General features: G+C 67.3%; 17 protein-coding genes. 10 read left to right on the top strand and 7 right to left on the bottom strand.

Going from position 1 to position 19,008, the window contains the following annotated elements; translation table 11 throughout:
* Positions 1–143: 143 nt before the first annotated feature.
* Positions 144–1,541 carry a helix-turn-helix domain-containing protein gene (locus ACFFJC_RS07910; RefSeq protein WP_379486950.1) on the bottom strand — a complete coding sequence of 466 codons (1,398 nt, stop codon included), beginning with the start codon at positions 1,539–1,541 and terminating at the stop codon, positions 144–146.
* A 147-nt stretch (positions 1,542–1,688) separates the two neighbouring features.
* Between ACFFJC_RS07910 and ACFFJC_RS07905 the strand changes: the two genes are divergently transcribed.
* From ACFFJC_RS07905 to ACFFJC_RS07890, 4 genes are all read left to right on the top strand, one after another.
* Positions 1,689–3,281, top strand: a complete 1,593-nt coding sequence (locus tag ACFFJC_RS07905; RefSeq protein WP_379486949.1) for an isocitrate lyase — start codon at positions 1,689–1,691, stop codon at positions 3,279–3,281.
* A 78-nt stretch (positions 3,282–3,359) separates the two neighbouring features.
* Positions 3,360–3,530 carry a hypothetical protein gene (locus ACFFJC_RS07900; protein WP_162130158.1) on the top strand — a complete coding sequence of 57 codons (171 nt, stop codon included), beginning with the start codon at positions 3,360–3,362 and terminating at the stop codon, positions 3,528–3,530.
* Positions 3,531–3,700: 170 nt separating this feature from the next.
* Positions 3,701–5,788: a putative bifunctional diguanylate cyclase/phosphodiesterase gene (locus ACFFJC_RS07895; RefSeq protein ID WP_379486948.1), complete on the top strand. Its 2,088-nt coding sequence runs from the start codon at positions 3,701–3,703 to the stop codon at positions 5,786–5,788.
* 91 nt (positions 5,789–5,879) lie between these two features.
* A complete protein-coding gene (locus ACFFJC_RS07890; protein ID WP_379486947.1) occupies positions 5,880–6,809 on the top strand; it encodes a 1-phosphofructokinase family hexose kinase in 930 nt (309 codons plus the stop codon).
* Positions 6,810–6,821: 12 nt separating this feature from the next.
* Here the strand turns inward: ACFFJC_RS07890 and ACFFJC_RS07885 are convergent, their stop codons facing one another.
* Positions 6,822–7,400: a TetR/AcrR family transcriptional regulator gene (locus ACFFJC_RS07885; RefSeq protein ID WP_379486946.1), complete on the bottom strand. Its 579-nt coding sequence runs from the start codon at positions 7,398–7,400 to the stop codon at positions 6,822–6,824.
* A gap of 283 nt (positions 7,401–7,683) precedes the next feature.
* On the opposite strand from ACFFJC_RS07885, the gene ACFFJC_RS07880 reads away from it, so the two are divergent.
* Complete coding sequence (locus ACFFJC_RS07880; RefSeq protein WP_379486945.1) at positions 7,684–8,010, top strand: 2Fe-2S iron-sulfur cluster-binding protein; 327 nt, start codon at positions 7,684–7,686, stop codon at positions 8,008–8,010.
* Positions 8,011–8,021: 11 nt separating this feature from the next.
* Positions 8,022–9,281 (top strand): cytochrome P450, encoded by a 1,260-nt coding sequence (locus tag ACFFJC_RS07875; RefSeq protein ID WP_379486944.1) that lies wholly within the window; start codon positions 8,022–8,024, stop codon positions 9,279–9,281.
* An 81-nt stretch (positions 9,282–9,362) separates the two neighbouring features.
* On the opposite strand, the gene ACFFJC_RS07870 is transcribed toward ACFFJC_RS07875, so the two are convergent.
* From ACFFJC_RS07870 to ACFFJC_RS07855, 4 genes are all read right to left on the bottom strand, one after another.
* Positions 9,363–10,241, bottom strand: coding sequence for an alpha/beta fold hydrolase (locus tag ACFFJC_RS07870; RefSeq protein ID WP_379486943.1), 879 nt, complete (start codon positions 10,239–10,241; stop codon positions 9,363–9,365).
* A gap of 516 nt (positions 10,242–10,757) precedes the next feature.
* On the bottom strand, positions 10,758–12,314 hold the full coding sequence (locus tag ACFFJC_RS07865; protein ID WP_379486942.1) for a DHA2 family efflux MFS transporter permease subunit: 1,557 nt from the start codon (positions 12,312–12,314) through the stop codon (positions 10,758–10,760).
* The gene (locus ACFFJC_RS07860; RefSeq protein ID WP_379486941.1) at positions 12,314–13,492 is read right to left on the bottom strand and encodes an HlyD family secretion protein; all 1,179 of its coding nucleotides are present in this window, start codon (positions 13,490–13,492) and stop codon (positions 12,314–12,316) included. The genes ACFFJC_RS07865 and ACFFJC_RS07860 overlap by 1 nt, the downstream gene beginning before the upstream one ends.
* Positions 13,485–14,948 (bottom strand): efflux transporter outer membrane subunit, encoded by a 1,464-nt coding sequence (locus ACFFJC_RS07855; protein ID WP_379486940.1) that lies wholly within the window; start codon positions 14,946–14,948, stop codon positions 13,485–13,487. The genes ACFFJC_RS07860 and ACFFJC_RS07855 overlap by 8 nt, the downstream gene beginning before the upstream one ends.
* Before the next feature lie 65 nt (positions 14,949–15,013).
* Between ACFFJC_RS07855 and ACFFJC_RS07850 the strand changes: the two genes are divergently transcribed.
* From ACFFJC_RS07850 to ACFFJC_RS07840, 3 genes are all read left to right on the top strand, one after another.
* Positions 15,014–15,634, top strand: a complete 621-nt coding sequence (locus ACFFJC_RS07850) for a TetR/AcrR family transcriptional regulator (protein ID WP_379486939.1) — start codon at positions 15,014–15,016, stop codon at positions 15,632–15,634.
* Between the two features lie 102 nt (positions 15,635–15,736).
* The gene (locus ACFFJC_RS07845) at positions 15,737–16,252 is read left to right on the top strand and encodes a nitroreductase/quinone reductase family protein (RefSeq protein ID WP_379486938.1); all 516 of its coding nucleotides are present in this window, start codon (positions 15,737–15,739) and stop codon (positions 16,250–16,252) included.
* Positions 16,253–16,271: 19 nt separating this feature from the next.
* Positions 16,272–17,432, top strand: coding sequence for an FAS1-like dehydratase domain-containing protein (locus ACFFJC_RS07840; protein WP_379486937.1), 1,161 nt, complete (start codon positions 16,272–16,274; stop codon positions 17,430–17,432).
* Here ACFFJC_RS07840 and ACFFJC_RS07835 read toward each other — a convergent pair.
* Positions 17,429–18,274 carry a PhzF family protein gene (locus ACFFJC_RS07835; protein WP_379487212.1) on the bottom strand — a complete coding sequence of 282 codons (846 nt, stop codon included), beginning with the start codon at positions 18,272–18,274 and terminating at the stop codon, positions 17,429–17,431. The two genes, ACFFJC_RS07840 and ACFFJC_RS07835, sit on opposite strands and share 4 nt — an antisense overlap.
* A gap of 147 nt (positions 18,275–18,421) precedes the next feature.
* Between ACFFJC_RS07835 and ACFFJC_RS07830 the strand changes: the two genes are divergently transcribed.
* On the top strand, positions 18,422–18,883 hold the full coding sequence (locus ACFFJC_RS07830) for a glycine zipper 2TM domain-containing protein (protein WP_379486936.1): 462 nt from the start codon (positions 18,422–18,424) through the stop codon (positions 18,881–18,883).
* Positions 18,884–19,008: the final 125 nt, after the last annotated feature.

Raw genomic sequence — 19,008 nt, 5'->3', positions numbered from 1 at the left:
CCATCCCTTCCGAAGCGAGGACAGATCAATTCACAACTGCAAACGCAGCGTCGGTATTCAGGAAAGATGGTAAAAGTGCAACGGCAGCGATGCCGTGTCGGTGAATACCGCAATGGCGGTCCTAATGCGGCGCTAATGGGCTCTTAATTCTCCGCGAAGGTATAGGGCTGCGCCGCCCGGCGGGTATCGTCGGCGAGCACGTCGCGGCCGATCGGCGGGACGGAACGGGCAGTACACTCGGCGCGCTGGCACAGGCGGCAGGTCACGCCGATCGGGGTGGGCAGCGCGCTCGCCGGGTCGACCCCAGCCGCATAGGCTAGCCGCCCGGCGCTTTCCGCCGCACAAGCCAGCGCCACCGCCCGCAGCACCCGCGGCGCGCCGTGTCCCGCTGCGCCGCCCCTGACTGTCCGCGCGATCGAGAAGAACCGCTCGCCGCCCGGGAGTTCGAGCCATTGCGTCACGATCTCGCCGGGCCGGCGGAACACCTGGTGGACGCTCCACAAGGGGCATCCGCCCCCGTGCGCCGCGAAGGGAAAACCCGCGCCGTCGAGCCGCTTGGAGACGTTCCCCGCCTCGTCCACGCGGATGAAGAAGAAGCCGACGCGCTCCTCGCCCGGGCGCTGCAGCGTGGTGAGGCGATGCGCCACCTGCTCGAAGCTGCCGCCGAACAGCGCGCAGAGCGCGTCGATGTCGTAGCCGCGCTGCTCCACCGCCTTGGCGAAGCGACCGTAAGGCATGACCAAGGCCGCCGCGGCATAGCCCGCCAGGGCGCGCAGGAGCAGCGTGGCGGTGGTGCGGCTGGAGAAGGCCTCGGCCCGGATCGCCTGCTTGATCTCGCTCCGCAACGCGGTGTGGGCGATGTGGGTGGCGATCTGGAACGCGCGGCTGGCCTGGTCCAGCGTGTCGGCGATCAGCAACTGCTGGTTGTGCCGGTCGAACCGGCGCAGCGAATCGACGAGCACCTGCGGGGGCAGAAAGCGCACCCGCACCCCTTGCCGGGCGAGCCACTCGACCGCGCCGCCCGCCCCCTCGATTTCGGCCGCCAGATCCTCCGCGCGGGTGTCGAGAGCGTGGAAGTAGTTGCGATGCGCTGCAAGGAAGCGCTGCGCCTCGCGCACGGGCTCGTTCTCGTCGGCCATCGGTCCCGCCGCGCGCTGCTCGGCCAGCGCCTGCGCTTCGCGCACATAGGCCTGGTGCAGGCGCAGCAACGCCTCCGACACGCCGGGGAAGCTCATCGCCAGGTCGGCCACCTCCAGCCGCGGCAGGTCGATGTCCGCGAAGATCGGGTCGCGCAGCACATCGGCCAGGCGGCGGGCGTAGTCCTCCCCTTCGTCTCCCGCGATGTCGGCGATGTCGAGCCGGTAGGTGCGCGCCAGCCGCAGCAGCATGTCGGCGGTGACCGGCCGCTGGTTGCGCTCCAGCAGGGCGACGTAGCTGGGCGAGATCGCCAGGTCGTCGGCCATGCCCTGCTGCGTCAGGCCGAGTTCGCGTCGCAGCCGCCGCAGGCGGGGACCCAGGTACAAGGGGCGGTTTTCTGCCATAGCCGCGCACTCTGTCACACGCCGACAACTTTACAAGGAACATCTGTAAAGTTTGACAGCCGCACTTCGTCGACGGTTCCGGTCCGATGCCGCGGCGACTACCTCGAGGCCATCGAACGCATCGCTTCCGCCAGGGGAACCCGCATCGTGACGTACCAGAGCAAGATCATCGAAGCCGACACCATGATCGGCACGCAGCCCCACTGGGGCGGCATCGAAGCAGAATCCGTCGCGCGCATGCGCCTTCAGAACCGCTTCCGCACGGGTCTCGACATCGCGCGCTATACCGCCCGCATCATGCGCGAGGACATGGCCGCCTACGATCGCGATCCGGCGAACTACACGCAGTCGCTGGGATGCTGGCACGGCTTCATCGGCCAGCAGAAGATGATCAGCATCAAGAAGCACTTCGGGACCACCAAGGGCCGCTACCTCTATCTGTCCGGATGGATGGTCGCGGCGCTGCGCAGCGAATTCGGGCCGCTGCCCGACCAGTCGATGCACGAGAAGACGAGCGTCCCGGCGCTGATCGAGGAACTCTACACGTTCCTGCGCCAGGCGGACGCGCGCGAGCTGGGCATGATGTTCCGCGAGCTCGACAAGGCGCGCGAGGCTGGTGACGAGATGGAGGCGAAGCGCCTGGAACATGCCATCGACACCTACGAGACGCACGTCGTCCCGATCGTGGCGGACATCGACGCCGGCTTCGGCAACGCCGAGGCGACCTATCTCTTGGCCAAGAAGTTCATCGAGGCGGGCGCCTGCTGCATCCAGATCGAGAACCAGGTCTCGGACGAGAAGCAGTGCGGCCACCAGGACGGCAAGGTCACCGTCCCGCACGAGGACTTCATCGCCAAGATCCGCGCGGTTCGCTACGCCTTCATGGAGCTCGGCGTCGACGAGGGCCTGATCGTCGCGCGCACCGACTCGCTGGGCGCCGGCCTGACCAAGCAGATCGCCTTCACCCGTGAAGCGGGGGACATCGGCGACCAGTACAACGCCTTCCTCGATTGCGAAGAAGTCGATGCAGCCGCCATCGGACACGGCGATGTCCTCATCAGTCGGGATGGCAAGCTGATGAAGCCCAAGCGCCTGCCCAGCAACCTCTATCAGTTCCGCCCCGGAACCGGCGAGGACCGCTGCGTGCTCGACTGCATCCACGCGCTGGAAAACGGCGCCGACTTGCTCTGGATCGAGACCGAGAAGCCGCACATCGGCCAGATCGGCGGCATGGTCAGTCGCATCCGCGAGGTGATCCCCCATGCCAAGCTGGTCTACAACAACTCGCCCAGCTTCAACTGGACGCTGAATTTCCGCCAGCAGGTGTTCGACGCCTGGGACGCCGAGGGCAAGGACGTGTCCGCCTACGAGCGCGCCAGGCTGATGAGCATCGACTACGACGGCACCGCGCTGGCGGACGAAGCCGACGAGCGGATCCGCACCTTCCAGAAGGACGCGGCGCGCGAGGCGGGCATCTTCCACCACCTCATCACCCTTCCGACCTATCACACCGCAGCGCTATCGACCGACAACCTGGCGAAGGAGTACTTCGGCGAGGCGGGGATGCTCGGCTACGTCAAGGGCGTGCAGCGGCAGGAGATCCGCCAGGGCATCGCCTGCGTGAAGCACCAGAACATGGCCGGGTCCGACATCGGCGACGATCACAAGGAATACTTTGCCGGCGAGGCCGCGCTCAAGGCCGGCGGCGCCCACAACACGATGAACCAGTTCGCCGCCTGACGGCACACAAGCTGGAGGAAGCCCCGGGGACGGTCCTTGGGGCGGGGAAGCCATCCGCAAGCAAGGAAAGGAATGAGCATGACGACCATGACCGCAGAACCGGCCCGCGCCCGCGCGGTGCTCTCGAACGAGGACTTCAAGCTGCTGCAGGAAGCCGTCCTGTACTACTTGAAGGCTCACGAGGACGATCCGATCTCGTCCAAGTACTCCAACCTCTATCACCGCCTCGGCAGCGCCACGCGCCGCTGACGCCGCAGTTTTCCTGGGGAGGAAAGCTTGGCCCGTCGTGCTCCGGCACGGCGGGCCATTTGCGTTCACGCCGGCTCGTCTCGGCCCCACGGCGCTTCGCAAGTCCTGGTGATGGGGAGGAAAGTTAACCACTTGCTTCCTAGCCTGGCTGTGAAGGACAGGGGAGCTGCGTGTACTGGGGGCTGAACCATAATCCGACCGGAGCCTCGGCAGACGACGAGGAACGGCCCTCGCTCGACACCGCCCTGCTTGCCGCGTCGCAGGCGGAAGCGCGGCTGCGCGAAGCCATAGAGGCCATGCCGCAGGGCATCGTCTTCCTCGACGATGAAGACCGGTACATCTTGTGGAACGAGAAGTACGCGCAGATCTACCAGGGATCGGCCGACCTCCTCCAACCTGGCGTGCGGATCGAGGATGTCCTGCGCATCGGCATCCAGCGCGGCGATTATCCCGAGGCCCTAGGACAGGAGGAGGCGTGGCTTTCCGAACGCCTGGCTCGCCTTCGCAGGCCCGGTGTGCGCCACGAGCAATGGCTTTCGAATGGCCGCTGCATCCTGATCGAGGAGCGCAAGATCGAGAGTGGTGGAACGATCGGTATCCGGGTGGACATCACCGATCTTAAGCAGAAGGAAGAAACCTCCCGCCTGCTGTTCGAGCGCAACCCACTGGCCATGTTCGTCTACGACCTGGACACCAGCCGCATACGCGTGGCGAACGCGGCCGCCTGCGCCCTGTTCGACTATGCTCCCGGCACGATGGACGGGATCGCCGCCAGCGACCTGTTCCCCGAGACGATGTGGCCGCGAGCGGCGGTGCTGCTGGGCGCCGACAACGACGACACGGGTGACTGCTGGAAAATGCTGCGGCGCGACGGCGCCTGCCTGGAGGCGGTGATTTCGACGCGCCTGTCCGAACTGGAAGGCTACTCCGGCACGATCGTCTCGATCTTCGATGTCACCGAGCGCCGCCGGATCGAACAGCGCATGGCGCACATGGCCCGGCACGATGAACTCACCGGCCTCGCCAACCGCGCGCACTGTCGCGAACGCCTGCGCGAATTGCTAGAGCAAACGGAGACCAGGGAAACGATCACCCTGGCTCTGGTGGATCTCGATCATTTCAAGCCGGTGAATGACACCTACGGCCACCACTTCGGCGATGCCGTGCTCACCGAGGCCGCGCACCGCATGCGCGAGCTGATGCCGCCCGGTGCGCTTCTGTGCCGTATCGGCGGAGACGAGTTCGCCGTCATCTTCCGACGCTCCAGCCTAACCCAGGCCGAGGTCGTGTCGAAGGCGATCGTCACCACCCTGTCCGAGCCCTTCTTCGTCATGGGCCACGCGATCCACATCGGCGCCACGGTCGGATTCGCCTCCTCACCCTACGACAGCCGCGACCACGAGACCCTGATGCGCTACGCCGACCTCGCGCTCTATGCCGCCAAGGCCGAGAGGCGCGGCACGTGCCGCAGCTTCGAGGCCCGCATGGATGCGGCGGCGCAGGAAAAGAGCCGGCTAGAGCAGGACTTGCGGGCAGCGGTGCGCGAAGGCCTGCTTGAAGTCCATTACCAGCCGATCGTCGATCTCCAGAGCGGCGCCGTCGTGTGCTACGAGGCGTTGCTGCGCTGGTACCATCCAGACCGCGGGAGAGTGCCGCCCGACGTCTTCATCCCCCTTGCCGAGGAGATCGGCCTGATCGATCAGATCGGCCGCTTCGTCCTCCACAGCGCCTGCAACGCGGCGATCCGCTGGCCCGAGCGCATCAGCGTCTCGGTCAACGTCTCGCCGCTGCAGTTCCGCAACGGCAACCTGCTCAGCACCGTCATCAACGCACTTTCCACCTCCGGGCTCGCGCCGGAGCGCCTGGAACTGGAAATTACGGAGGCGGTCCTCATGGAGAAAGGGCCGAGGCCGGCCGCGATCATCCGCAACTTGCGCGCCTTCAACATCGGCATCTCGCTGGACGACTTCGGGACAGGCTATTCCTCGCTCAGCTATCTGCTCAACTACCCCTTCACCAAGATCAAGATCGACAAGTCGTTCATCCTGAACCTGCACCGCGAGGCCAGTTCGCGCGCCGTGATCCGCGCCGTCATCGGGCTGGGCCGCAGCCTTGGCCTGGTCGTCGCCGCCGAAGGGATCGAACGTGAAAGCGAGCGCGACTACCTGCGGGACCAAGGCTGCAAGCAAGGACAAGGCTACCTTTTCGGCAAGGCCGAGCCGTCGGCGGTGATCCCGGGCGAAGACGTGGCTCCCTGAGCCTTTCGTCGGTATCGCGCTATCGTCGCTGCCGATCGCAACCTCGGCCCCGTGCGTCGGTTGTCTTGCAGGCTTTGGCAAGGAGCTACCGGTGAAGACCGTCGCAACGCTCACCATGAACCCCACGATCGACGTTTCGTACGACGTCGGCACGGTACGCCACACGCACAAGATGCGAACGGACAACGAGTGGTACGCACCCGGCGGCGGCGGCATCAACGTGGCGCGCGTGCTTGCGCGACTGGGAACGCCGACGCGCTGCCTCTATCTGTCCGGTGGAGCGACAGGCCCTGCGTTGGACGGCCTGATCGACGCGCACCAGCTGCCGCGCACCCGTATCCCCATCGGGGGTCCCACGCGGATCGCCTCCGCGGTGCTGGAACGTGACAGCGGCAAGGAGTTCCGGTTCACCCCCTCAGGCCCGCGCCTGAGCGAGCCGGAATGGCGCGCCTGCCTGGATGCGCTGGCGGAGGCGGACTGCGGACTCGTCGTGCTCAGCGGGTCGCTGCCCCCGGGCGCACCCGACAATTTCTACGCCATGGCCATTCAGCTCCTGCGGCAACGCGGGGTGGAGGTCGTGCTCGACAGCTCGGGGCCCGCGCTGCAGCGGGGCATCGAGGCGGGCGGATTGCTGCTGGTCAAGCCCAGCCAGGGCGAACTCGCGGAACTAGCCGGCCGCACGCTCGAGGGGATCGAGGCGATCGGAGAGGCGGCCATGCGCATCGTAGAGACCGGCCAGGCCGGGCTTGTCGCAGTGACCATGGGCCATCAGGGCGCCGTCCTGGCCCGCAGAGAAGGCCCGGTGTTCCTGCCAGCCCCGCGGATCCACGCCGCCAGCGCGGTGGGTGCCGGCGATAGCTTCGTCGCAGGCATGGTCCACGCCCTCGGCTCCGGGAAGGAGGAGTTGGAGGCGTTCCGCTGGGGCGTTGCCTCCGGGTCCGCCGCAGTGCTGCGCGCGGGCACCGATCTTGCGCGCCCTGCGGACATCCGGCGCCTGCTCCTGCATATCGGCGCCCCCTGAAGCGCTGTGCGTTCAGGCGGCGATGGCGCGGCGACAGAATTCCCACAGCGAGTCGGCAAGCCCTTCTCGCTCGCTGCGGTCGGCGATCGCGCTGCCGCCCCCTTCCTCCGCCAGCAGCACGGTATGCACCGTGGTGGAGACGAGGTTGTAGATCAACTGCGCCTGCAGGTGTGCGTCGGCCTGGCGGAACAGGCCCTGGTCCATGCCAGTCGCGACATGGCTAGCCATGAGGTCGAGCAGCGGCTCGAGCGCCGAGGCGAGTTCTGCAGGGCGCGTCTGTGCAAGGCGCAAGTGCTCGCGGCTGAGCGCCGCGCCGCGCCGGTTGGCAGCCCGGTGCTCCTGCCCGAGCTGACCCACGACGATCCCCGTGACGATGGTGCGCAAGGCTTCCAACGGTCCCGCGCACCGCGCCGTCTCTTGGCGGAAGTGCAGCGCGGCTGATCGCAAGGACGCGTCGAACACCGCCAGGACCAGGTCGTCCTTGCCCTGGAAGCGCTCGTAGAAGGCTCGGCGTGCCAAGCCCGCGCGCGCCAGGACGGCACGAATAGTCAGCCCTTCCAGCCCGGCCTCGTCCAGCAGGTCGTAAGCCACCCTGATGAGCAACCGCGTACGGTCGCATTCTCCATGCGGGTGCTCCGGATCATCGAGGAGGGTAGGTGAAACGCTCGCCATGGCGTTCATCGCTAAGGCCGGACGCGACTGCGGTCCAGTCTCGCGGCTTTGCTGGCCATCCGTTCTTGGCGCGTCGCTTGATCGGGGATGAGGTTCGCCTTGTCCGCCGCGTTCCGCTGCAGTCATGCGGACGCAATTGACAGAGCCGGGCGCTCGCGCGTAAAAAGATGAGAACAATGTTCTCAGGATGGAGAGAGGAACCATGCCCCAGATCACTTACGTCGATCACGACGGGCACGAGACGCGCGCCGACGTGCCCGTCGGCGAGAACGTCATGCGCGGAGCCCTGTACAACGGCGTCGAAGGTATCGTCGGAGAGTGCGGCGGCGGGCTCTCCTGTGCGACCTGCCACTGCTATGTGGATCAGGACTGGATGGAAAAGGTCGGGGGTCCTTCGTCGGACGCCGAGGCCGAACTGCTCGAATCGGCGGCGGCGGAAGTGCGGCCCACCAGCCGTCTTTCGTGCCAGATCGAGATGACCGACGCGCTCGACGGGCTCGTCGTCCATCTGCCTGAACACCAGTTCTGAAGGGACCAGCCATGCCCATCGACGCCGCCAATCCCGTGCCGCCCGTCTTCCCGCGCCACGTCGGGATGGACCAGGTCCCGCCTCATGTCCCGCAGGACCTGATCCGCCAGTCGGGTCTGACCGTGGGACCGGACTTCCTTGCCAGCCCGCATGACTTCATGGCCGCTCTCCACGAGAAGCAGCCGCCGATCTATTACGACGTCAGCCCGATGGGCAACATGTGGCACCTGATCAAGCACGAGGACGCGCTGTTCGGCCTGCGTCATCCAGAGATTTTTTCGAACGAGGGCGCCACGCCCTTCCCCCGCGACCCCAGCGACTACTTCTACTTCATCCCGATCGAGATCGATCCGCCGGAACACCGCAAGTACCGAAACATCGTCGACCCGGTGTTCAGCCCCCAGGGCGTCCTCAAGCTGGAAGGGCAGATCCGCCAGCGCGCGAACGACCTGATCGACGCGATCGAGGCGAAGGTCGCTGCAGGCGGGACTTGCGAGTTCACCGAGGACTACGGCCGTCCGCTGCCGGTCTCCGTGTTCCTCGACATCATGGGACTGCCGCAGGAGATGCGCGACGAGTTCGTGGACTGGGCCGTGCAGTTGCTGCACTCGAACAGCCGAGAAGCCATGGGCGAGGCGATGGCCAAGATCACCGCCTACCTCAAGCAGGCGATCGCGGAGAAGAAGGCGAATCCGGACGACGGCGTGGTCAGCCGCATCGCTCACGCAGCGCCGGGCGGCGTGCCGCTGTCGGACAAGGAGATCTTCGGCTTCGTCTGCTTCCTGTTCATCGGCGGGCTCGACACCGTCTTCGCCACGCTGAACAACATCTGGCTCTATCTGGCCGAGAACCCCGACAAGCTGGCGGAGATCCACAGCCGGCCGCAGGACATCGACAAGATCGTCGAGGAACTGCTGCGCCGCTGGTCGGTCACCTTCTCGGGCCGCGTGCTGGAGAAGGACTACGAGATGCGCGGCGTGCAGATGAGGAAGGGCGACCGCGTGACCTTCGTCCTGCCCGCCTGCAATTTCGACCCCGAGGTCTTCCCGAACCCCAAGGAGGTCGACTTCGATCGGCCGCGCAAGACGATCCTAGCCTTTACGGTCGGCGTCCACAGCTGCATGGGCGCGCACCTCGCCCGGCTGGAAGTGAAGATCGCTCTCCAGGAATGGCTCAAGCGGATTCCCGCCTTCTCGGTCAAGCCGGGCACGCGGATCGAGTACCGCCCGGGCGGCGTCATCGGTCCCGAGCACCTGCCGCTGGTCTGGTGAGCCTGGCGGGGGGCGTTCGCGCGCGGACGCCCTCCCGCAAGCGCAAGACGATACCTTTTTCGACCGCGCGCTTGCCCTTCGTCAGGCGGGCCGGGGCGGCTGCGCGAGGATGTCGAGCAGCGCGGCCTCGAACGCCTGGGGCCGCTCGTACATCGCCCAGTGGCCGGCGCCTTCGATGACCCGGAACTCCGCTGCCGGCTGCACCGTCCGCAAGGCCGCTTCCTGAACAGCCGGATCGGGATGCGGCAGGTCGAACGCGCCCCAGATCGCATCGACCGGGGCGCGCACCTTCGGCAGGATCCGCAGCAGCCGGTCGGGCACCACCAGCGCGGAGACCTGCAACCGCGCCGCCTTGGCCGTGGGCAGCAGCATGTGGATCGCAAGCGCGTCGACGCTGTCCGGGTGGTGCAGCATGAGGCCGAGCAGGTTGGCCTTGAGCGCCGCGCGCCGCGCCTCGCCCACCAGGCCGCTGATGCGCCCGAGACGCGGATGGCCCATCGGCGTGTCCAGCCCGCCGCAGCCGACGATCACCAGCCTGCGGGCAACCTCGGGATAGAGCGCCGCCAGGTGCGCCAGAGCCACGCCGCCGAAGGAGAACCCGCAGAGATCCACCGGGAGCCCGTCGGTCCCCAGGATCGCCTGCAGCCCCGCGGCGAGCACTGCCGAGATGCCCTCGTGATCGGGCGTGGCCGGCATCGCCGAATCGCCGTGCCCGGGCAGGTCCGCGACGATCAGGCGGCGGTGCCGGGAGAGCGTCTCGATGTTGCGCACCCAGTGCGTCCAGGAGCCCTGCGCGCCATGCGCCAAGACCAACGGTTCGCCGCGTCCCCAGATGCGCCATACCATGGTGCCATCGCCGCAAGGCGTCTGCACTTTGGCTGCGCGCGATTCGATCTTAGCCAGCCAGCCGGCCGGATCGCCATTTGCCGGCAGGGTTGGCCCCTCGCCCTCTGCGACCATCGCATCTCTCCTCAGCCCGCACACGATCATCGCCCAGCCGGCTGCGCAAGCCGCCACGGCAACTCATCGCCGGGATGGCGCCGCAGCAACGGGCGGCATTCGCGTGCGATCACGCCGCGCGTGCGATTCCGGCTTTTCTAAAGCGATTTTCTGGTGCAAGGTCGGCCGTGAAAGGTTCGTGTAACCTTACCAGGGTTGGGAGAGAGCGCGCCGGGGCAGATCTGATCACCCCGGCGCGCCGATTTTCTCGCACCTGCAGCATCCTGAAGACACTGGCTATGCGACGCAGCTTCACCGATTGGTGCGGCTTGCGCAAGCCCGTTCTCGCACATCTGCCCGTAATTTTTTTGCAGCGCAGCAAATGGCGCGCGTCTGCAAAGCATCTTCGGCGGCAGGCAAGCGATTCGCAGTCGGGTTCACGGGACGGGTCGGTCGGACCCGTCCGGCGCGGAGGAAAGGTCGGCCGTTCTCCCCGCCGCCCTGGCGTCATGGAACAGGGCGACGGGTGAGGAGGTCTCAGTGGCCGCCCGCGCCGGGCTTGGCGTTCTTGGGAGGGCGTGGTGCCAGCCAGATGGTGCAGGCGGCGATGAACAGTGCCACGGCCGAGATCTGGAAGATATGCACGGTCGCCAGCGCCAGCCCCTGCTGGCTCACCAGCTGCTCGAGCACGCCGCGGGCCTGGTCCGCGCCCATGCCGCGGTCCTGCAACTGGTTCCATACGGCGCCGGCACCGTTCATCGAACCGACCATCTCGGCGCGATCGGTGGTGCCAAGATCGCTCCAGATCGTGGTGATGATGGCGGTCGCCACCGCCCCCGCAAGCGTGCGCCCGAAGTTGGCGATGCCGGCGGCGGAGGCGGTCTCCTCAGGACGCACCGCGCTGAGACTGATAGTCGTCAGAGGCACCATGAACAGCGAGACGCCGGCCCCCTGGATCAGCTGCGGAAAGGCGATTGTCCAGAACGTCGCCTCGGTCGACCAGCCGGTGCGGACCCAGGCGCAGACGCCGAGCCACGCCACGCCCAGGAACACGAGCAACCGCGGATCGAACTTCTGCATCAGCTTGGGAACGAACGGCGAGGCCACCACCGCCAGAACCCCGGCGAAGGCCATCGCATAGCCCGCCTGCGTCGCGGTATATCCCATCGAGGTCTGCAGCCACTGCGGGATGACGACCACCGCCGAGAAGTAGGTCCCGAACGCGATCATCAGCGAGATGGTGGAGGCGGTGAACCCGCGATGGCGGAACACCTTGAGATCGACGATCGGATGCTCCTCGGTCAGCTCCCAGATGACGAAGCCGCAGAAGAAGACGGCGGCCACGCAGGCCAGGGCGACGATCTTGGTGGAGGCGAACCAGTCTTCCTCCCGGCCAAGGTCCAGCATCATCTGGAACGCGCCGACCCAGATCACCAGCAGCACCAGCCCGATCACGTCGATCGGCAGCTTCAGCAACGGTGTGCGGATGTCCTTCAGCATCACCGAAAGCACGCCGAAGAGGATCACCACGATCGGCACGTTGATGAAGAAGATCCATTCCCACGACCAGTTGTCCGAAATCGAGCCGCCCAGGATGGGGCCGATGATCGGCGCGGTCACGACGGTCATCGCCCACATCGCCATGGCCTTGGGATGCATGTGCTTGGGAAAGATGCGCAGCATCAGCGTCTGCGTCAGCGGCATCAGCGGGCCGCCGCAGAAGCCCTGCCCCAGCCGGAACACGACCAGCATGCCCAGCGTGCCGGACATGCCGCAGAGCGCGGAGAACACGCCGAACCCGCCCAGCGAGACGAGGAACGTGCGCACCGCACCGAAGCGTCCGGTGAGCCAGCCGGTCAGCGGCACGCAGATCGCCTCGGCCACCGCGTAGGAGGTGATGACCCAGGTACCGCTCGAGTTCGAGACCGCGAGCCCGCCGGCAATATGGGGCACGGAGACGTTGGCGATCGTCATGTCGAGCACGACGATGAAGTTGGCCATGGCGAGCACGAAGCCCGCCACGAAGAGGCGCACGCCGGAGAACTCGAGCGATGTGCCCGATCCCGGCTGCGCGCCCGCTGCAGCGCCCGCCATCAGTCCTTACTCGTCAGGTCGATCTCGGCTTCCATCGAAAGGCCGATCCGCAGCGGGTGCTCCTTCAGTTCCATCGGGTCGAGCTCGATGCGGACGGGAAGACGCTGGACGACCTTGATCCAGTTGCCGGTCGCGTTCTGCGCCGGGATCAGCGCGAAGGCCGCGCCGGTACCGCCTGCGAAGCCGACGACCTTGCCGTGGAACTCCACGTCGTCACCGTAGAAGTCCGATGTGAGCACGGCACGCTGGCCCGAACGGACCTTGCCGAGCTGGTCCTCCTTGAAGTTCGCATCGACGTAGAGCGCGCCGACCGGCACGATCCGCATCGCCACGGTGCCCATCTCCACCTTCTGACCGACCTGGATGGCGCGCTGCGCCACCACGCCATCGACGGGGGCGCGGACCACGGTGCGTTCGAGCGCGAGCTTGGCCGTGGCGAGCTGCGCCTTGGCGAGCAGCACCTCGGGCGCGGTCTGGCTGCTGGTGCCGCGGGTCAGGGCGCGGGCAGCCTCTTCCTGCCGACGCGAGCTGTTCGCGTTGGCGCGCGCCTGCTCTACGGCTGCCTTGGCTTCCAGGGCGGCGGCCTGCGCTGCGGCCAGGGCCTGGCGCGCCGCGGTCAGTTCCTCGGCCGAGACGGCACCACTGTTCGCCAGCGCGGCACGGCGACGAAAGTCTTCCTGAGCGCGGGCGAGCCCGGCCTGGGCCGACGTCTGCTTGGCGATGGCCGAGTTGATCTGGGTCGCGCTGGCGTCCGCAGCGGCGCCGAGCGCATTCTCGTTCGCCAGGGACTGGCCGTAGCGACGGGTCGCGTATTCCAGCTGGGCCTCGGCCTGCGCGAGCGAGATGCGCTGGTCCTTGTCATCGAGGCGGAACAGGATCTGCCCCTTGCGCACCGGCTGGGTGTCGGTGACGAGGACCTCGGCGACCTGCCCGGCCGTCAGCGGCGTCACTTGCGCCGTCTCGCCTCCGACATAGGCGTTGTCCGTGGACACCGTACGGCTACCGATGAAAGTCTCGTAGAGGAAGTAGATCACCGCGATCGCGACGACCGCGAGTGCGAGCCCGATCAGCAGCGGCTTGCGGTTCTTCTTCTGGATGACGCTCCCGCCTTCGGCGGGTTGCGCGCCGGCGCCTTCGCCCTGTGCCGCTGCGGGCTGGTCCTGGACGTCGTCACTCATGGTCGGAAGCCTTTTCACTGGAATTGTGTGCGAACCCGCCACCCAACGCGCGCTGCAGCGCGACCTCCAGGGCGAGGGTACGGAAATGGGCGTCGACCGCCGCCCGGCGCGCGGCCAGCGCATCGGTCTGGGCAGTCAGCGCCTCGAGATAGCTCGACAGCCCGCCGCGGAAGCGCTGCATCGACAGGTCATAGCCGATCTGCGACTTGCGCGCTGCCTCGGCCGCGTCACGCTCCTGCGCGGCGGCAGCCTCGCGGCTGGCGACCGCATCGGCGATTTCCTGCAGGGCGCCGAGCACGGTCTCGTTGTAATTGGCCACGGCGGCGTCGTAGCCGCCGCGGGCCTGCGTGTACTGGCCCCGGAGCCGCCCGCCCTGGAAGATCGGCAGGCTGAACGCCCCGCCGGCATTGCCATAGGTGGAACCCGTGTCGATCAGGTTGGACAGCCCCAGAGAGGTGAGCCCCACCAGCCCGCGCAGGGAGATGTTGGGCATGTACGCCGCCTTGGCCTGGTCGATGCGGGCACCGGCGGCCTCGGCGCGAAGGCGCGCAGCAACGATGTCGGGTCGGCGCCCTGCCAGGGCGATGGCGGCATCGGCTGGAACTCCCGTCTCGGACAGCGTGGCGATGGACGGCGGCGTGATCGTCAAGCCACGATCCGGGCCCTTGCCGAGCAGCGCGGCCAAGGCATGGCGGCGCAGCAGAACCTGCTCCTGGTTCGCCGAGAACTCCGCCCGCGCCGTGGCGGCGGCAGCCTCGGCCCGGCGCCAGGGCGCCTGATTGTCGATGCCCTCGCGCGAGCGCCGGCCGGTCAGGTCGACGAAGGCATTCCGCGCCTCGATCGCGTCTGCCAGCGCATTGCCCCGCTCGATGAGGCGGGCGAGGTCGAAGTAGGACGAAACGACGTTGCTGGAGATCAGCAGCTCGGCCTGCCGTGCATCGGCTTCGGCCGCGGCTTCTTCGGAGGTCGCGGCGGCGAGCGCCTTGCGGTTCGCGCCCCAGAGGTCAAGGTCGAAGTCGCCCGTGAGCGCGAGGGTGCCGGTACTATTCCAGCCTTTCGGCACGAAGTCGGCCGGCACGCCGTTGTTGTAGCTTTGCTTGGTGAAGCCGGCGCTGCCCTGCCCGCCCAGCGTCGGCAGCGTTGCGGCGCCAGCGACTTCCGAAGCTCCACGCGCCTGCCGGATACGGGCCTGCGCAGCCGCCACGCTGGGCGAGCCGGCCAAAGCCTCGTCGACCAGCGCGTCCAGCTGCGGGTCGCCATAGGCCGTCCACCAGCGCTCCCGCGGCCAGTTGCGGGAGGCGGCCGTGGCGGCGGCCAGCGACTGGCTGGATTCCAGCGCTTCGGGCGCGGTCATCTGCGGACGCGGACCGAGGTTCGGCGCCGTGCAGGCGCCGAGGGCAAGGGAGATCGTCAGCAGCGAAGCCGCTGCGACTCGCGTTGTTCTATTTGTACTCATCAGTACACTTTTCTGCCGCTCTGGGTTGAACCTGTCAAATATAAAGTGTACTACCTGGTACGGTTATGGCCGAGAGAATCGGAAAGCGCGAACTCAACAAGGCCCGCAAGCGGGCGCAGATCGTTCGCCTCGCCTCGCGCATGTTCCTCGACGAAAGCTACGCCACGACGACGATGTCGGCGATCGCCGACGCCCTGGGTGGGTCGAAAGCAACGCTCTGGGCGCACTTCTCTGCCAAGGAGGAGCTGTTTGCCGCCGTGGTCGACCTCCACGTCGAGACCTTCTCCAGCGATATCGACGAAGTGCTGACGGGGCAGGCCTTTTCGGTCCCGGCCCTGCGGAGGGCCTGCCTGCGCTTCATCGACTGCCTGCTGCGCGAGAACTCGGTGCTGCTCTATCGCCTCGTGATGAGCGAGGGAGACCGCTTCCCCGAGGTCAAGGAGACCTTCTACACCCGCGGGCCGGCCAAGCTGCGCGCCTGCATCACCGACTTCTTCGCCACCCGCTTTCACCGGACCGAGGCTCTGCGGCTGACCCAAATCGTCGTTTCGGCGGTCACCGGCTATCGCTCCGACGTGCTGCTGCGGCCAAGCCGCTCCACGCGCGCGCAGCACGAAGCCTTCGTGGACAGCCTGCTGGAACTCATTGCCTGGCCTTGCGGCGACGATGGAGCGAAGACGAGCTAGCGCACCGCGGGGGCGATCACTCTCCGCGAGTTCCCATTCGGGATTGGACGCCCGAGGGCGCCCCGGCAATCTCCGCCGGCTTCGGCAGGAGGAGAATGCCCGATGAGCGATGAATCGTCCGCGGCCATCCGCGATACGCGCAAGGACTGGGTCGTGGAGCATCGCGAGATGTACCTGGAGTCCGGCGGTGCGCAGGGCCACATCATGGACATCGCCCCGGTGGGCGGCCGCTCCTTCGCCACGCACTGCCTGGTCAAGTACGTGGGGCGCAAGAGCGGCAAGGTCTTCATCACCCCGCTCTGCTACGCCGACATCGGCGGCGAGGTGGTGATCTGCGCCTCAAAGGGCGGGGCCGATCACCATCCGGCCTGGTACCTCAACATCCGCGAGGCGGAGATGGTCGATTTCCAGATCGCCACCCAGGCGTTCCGCGCCACCTGGCGCGAGCCCGAGGGCGCCGAGCGCGAGAAGGTCTGGTCGTTCCTGGTCGACTGCCATCCTTTCTACGCCAGCTATCAGCAGGCCACCGACCGCATCATCCCGCTGGTGATGATGAAGGCGGTCGAGCCCCTCCCCGTTTTCAAGGCCGAGGATGCCACCGGCACCCGCCAGTTCTGACGAGAGACGCACCCCTGAGATGACCGACTTCGACTGCTCCGACATCGACCGCTACCTGGGCAAGCCCATGGACTTCTCGCCGCTGCGCGAGGCGATCGCCCCCAACGACATTCGTCGCTGGGTCCACGCGATGCACTACGCCAACCTCGCGCACTTCGACCCCGACACGGCGGCGGCCAGCGTCTGGGGCAAGCTGGTGGCACCCCAGAGCTTTGCCATCGCGACCGACGACGGCCACGGTGCCGCCCCGGCGTGCGTCGGCAGGATCGAGAACTCGCACCTGCTGTTCGGCGGCGACGAATGGTGGTTCTACGGTCCGCGCATCGCGCCGGGGGACGTCATCACCAACACGCGTGTTCCTTTCGACTTCACGGTGAAGCAGACCGGCTTCGGTCCGACCTGCTTCCAGCGCGGCGACAACAACTACGCCAACCAGAAGGGGGAGGCGATCGCCCGGCAGCGCTCCACCTCGATCCGGTATCGCGCCGCGGCCGGTGGCGACAACGTCAAGACCGAGGATTTCGACGAGCCCGAGTGGACCGACGAGGAGCTCCACGCGATGGAGGAGCGCCGCTTCGCCTGGGTGCAGATGCTGCACGACCTCGGCAACAAGGAGCGCTGGTGGGACGACGTCGCCGTCGGGGACCAGCTTCCCGAGCGCGTCTTCGGCCCGCATTCGATCGCCAGCTTCGCCACCGAGTGGCGCGCCTACATCGTGAACACCTGGGGCACGATGAACTTGCGCAAGCAGGACCTGGAGGGCCTGGGCTTCACGCGCGAGATGGCCGGGTACGAGAACGACCCGGACATGATGAAGGTGAACCCCTTCCTCACCGACGGCGCCTACTACGGCCCTTCGCGCGGGCATCTCTTCGCCAAGTACGCCCGTCGCATCGGCATGCCCCGCGGCTATGGCTACGGGGCTTCGATGGGGTCCTGGGTAACCGATTTCCTGTCGGGCTGGGCCGGCCAGCACGGCATGGTCGTCCACTCGGTCGCGAACTACCGTGGCCCCGCCCTCACGGGTGACGTGACCATCCAGACTGCGGAAGTGATCGACAAGTCGGTGGACGACCAGGGCCGCCAACTCGTTCACGTCAAGCACCTGATGAAGAACCAGAAGGGCACCACCATGTGCACGGGCACCGCCGAGATCGCACTGCCCAGGAAAACTGCCTAGCGAATGGAAGTCAGCGCGCCGCCGGTGGAGACCGTCTCCACCCGGCCGCCGATCCACACCGCGCCCTCCACGTCGAGCGCGCAGTGTACCCGGCCGTCGGCGCCGACTTTGCGCCCCTGCGCGGCGACATAGCCGCCTTGGACCTGGCCGCTCGCAAACAGGTACTGCGCCACGGCAGCGTTGAGACTGCCGGTAACAGGATCTTCGACCATCTTGCCCGAAGCATCCGCGAAGAAGGCGCGCACTTCGTACTGCGCCGCATCACCGGGCGCACAGGCCCCCAGCAGCGCGACGTCGGTGCCCAGCGGCGCGCGAGGCACCGGTTCGGCGGCCAGCACAGCCTCTGCAGAGGACAGGTGCAGCAACTTCCAGCCGGGGCCATTGGAGGCGTGAACCGCGGCGATCACCGCGTCGGCCGGAGCGCCGGTCAGTCGCAGCACCTCCGCACGGTCCTGCGGGTCGAGCGGTCCGGAGCGGATCAGCGGCGGTGCGCGAAACGCCAGCCGTTCGTCCTCCTCTCGAACCTCCACCAGCCCGACGCCGCACTCCTGCACCACGCACCTCGACCGGCGCGGAGTACCGCCGGCGGCGAGCCATGCGTGCGCGCTCCCCAGCGTCGGATGGCCAGCGAACGGCAATTCGCCGGCCGGATAGAAGATTCGCACGCGGTAGTCGGCGTTCGGATCGGTCGGCGGCAGCAGGAAGGTCGTCTCGGAAAAGCCGAGCCAGCGGGTCAAGCGCAGCATCTGGTCGGCATCGAGCTCCTCCCCACCGCGGACGACGGCCAGCGGGTTGCCGCTCAACGGGCCGGAACCGAAAACGTCGACCAAGTCCAACAGCATACCGAACCTCTCGCAGCCAATCGGCGTGATCCGCATTCTACCGCAGGAACCCGCCCGTCTTTCCGGCGGACGTAGCCGCGCGAAACTCTCGATCGCGGCTAGGTCGCCCGAGTGACGGACAGGGTCAAGCATCGTTGGAGAATGCAGATGAAGAAGTCCCTCCTGGCCCTGGCTGCGATGGCAGCTGCGGCTACCGCCATTCCCGTCGCGCCGGCACTCGCGGACCAGTCCAGCTGGTCCGACCGTGACCGCGATCGCTACGGAGACCGTGACCGCGATCGCGCGCGCCGCGGCTACGACGACCGGCGAGACTACCGGCGGGATGACCGGCGGGACTACCGCCGCTCCGATCTCTACGATTCACGAGGCCGGTATCGTCAGCCCCGCCGAATCGCCCGAGATTCGTACGTCTGGCGCGGCAACGATGGCCGTTACTACTGCAAGCGCGACAACGGCACGACCGGGCTGATCGTGGGCGCGGGCGTCGGTGCCTTGGCGGGCCATCAGATTGCCGGCAGCGGCGATCGTACATTGGGTGCGGTGCTCGGCGGCGTGCTGGGCGGAGCGCTCGGCCGCGAGATCGACAAGGGCGACATCCAGTGCCGCTGAGCTGAGGGGGGTCGCTCCTCCTCAAGAGGCGCGTCGCTCCTCAGCGGCGCGCCTCCTCGAGCGCACCAGCAGTTCGAAAGCCAGCGAGCAGCTGATCGCTTCCCTGGGGATGTCGGCGCGATAGC

It is taken from the genome of Novosphingobium soli, from assembly GCF_042432915.1.
In the GTDB taxonomy this organism is placed as follows: domain Bacteria; phylum Pseudomonadota; class Alphaproteobacteria; order Sphingomonadales; family Sphingomonadaceae; genus Novosphingobium; species Novosphingobium soli.
This window is presented reverse-complemented; position numbering and strand designations above follow the sequence as displayed.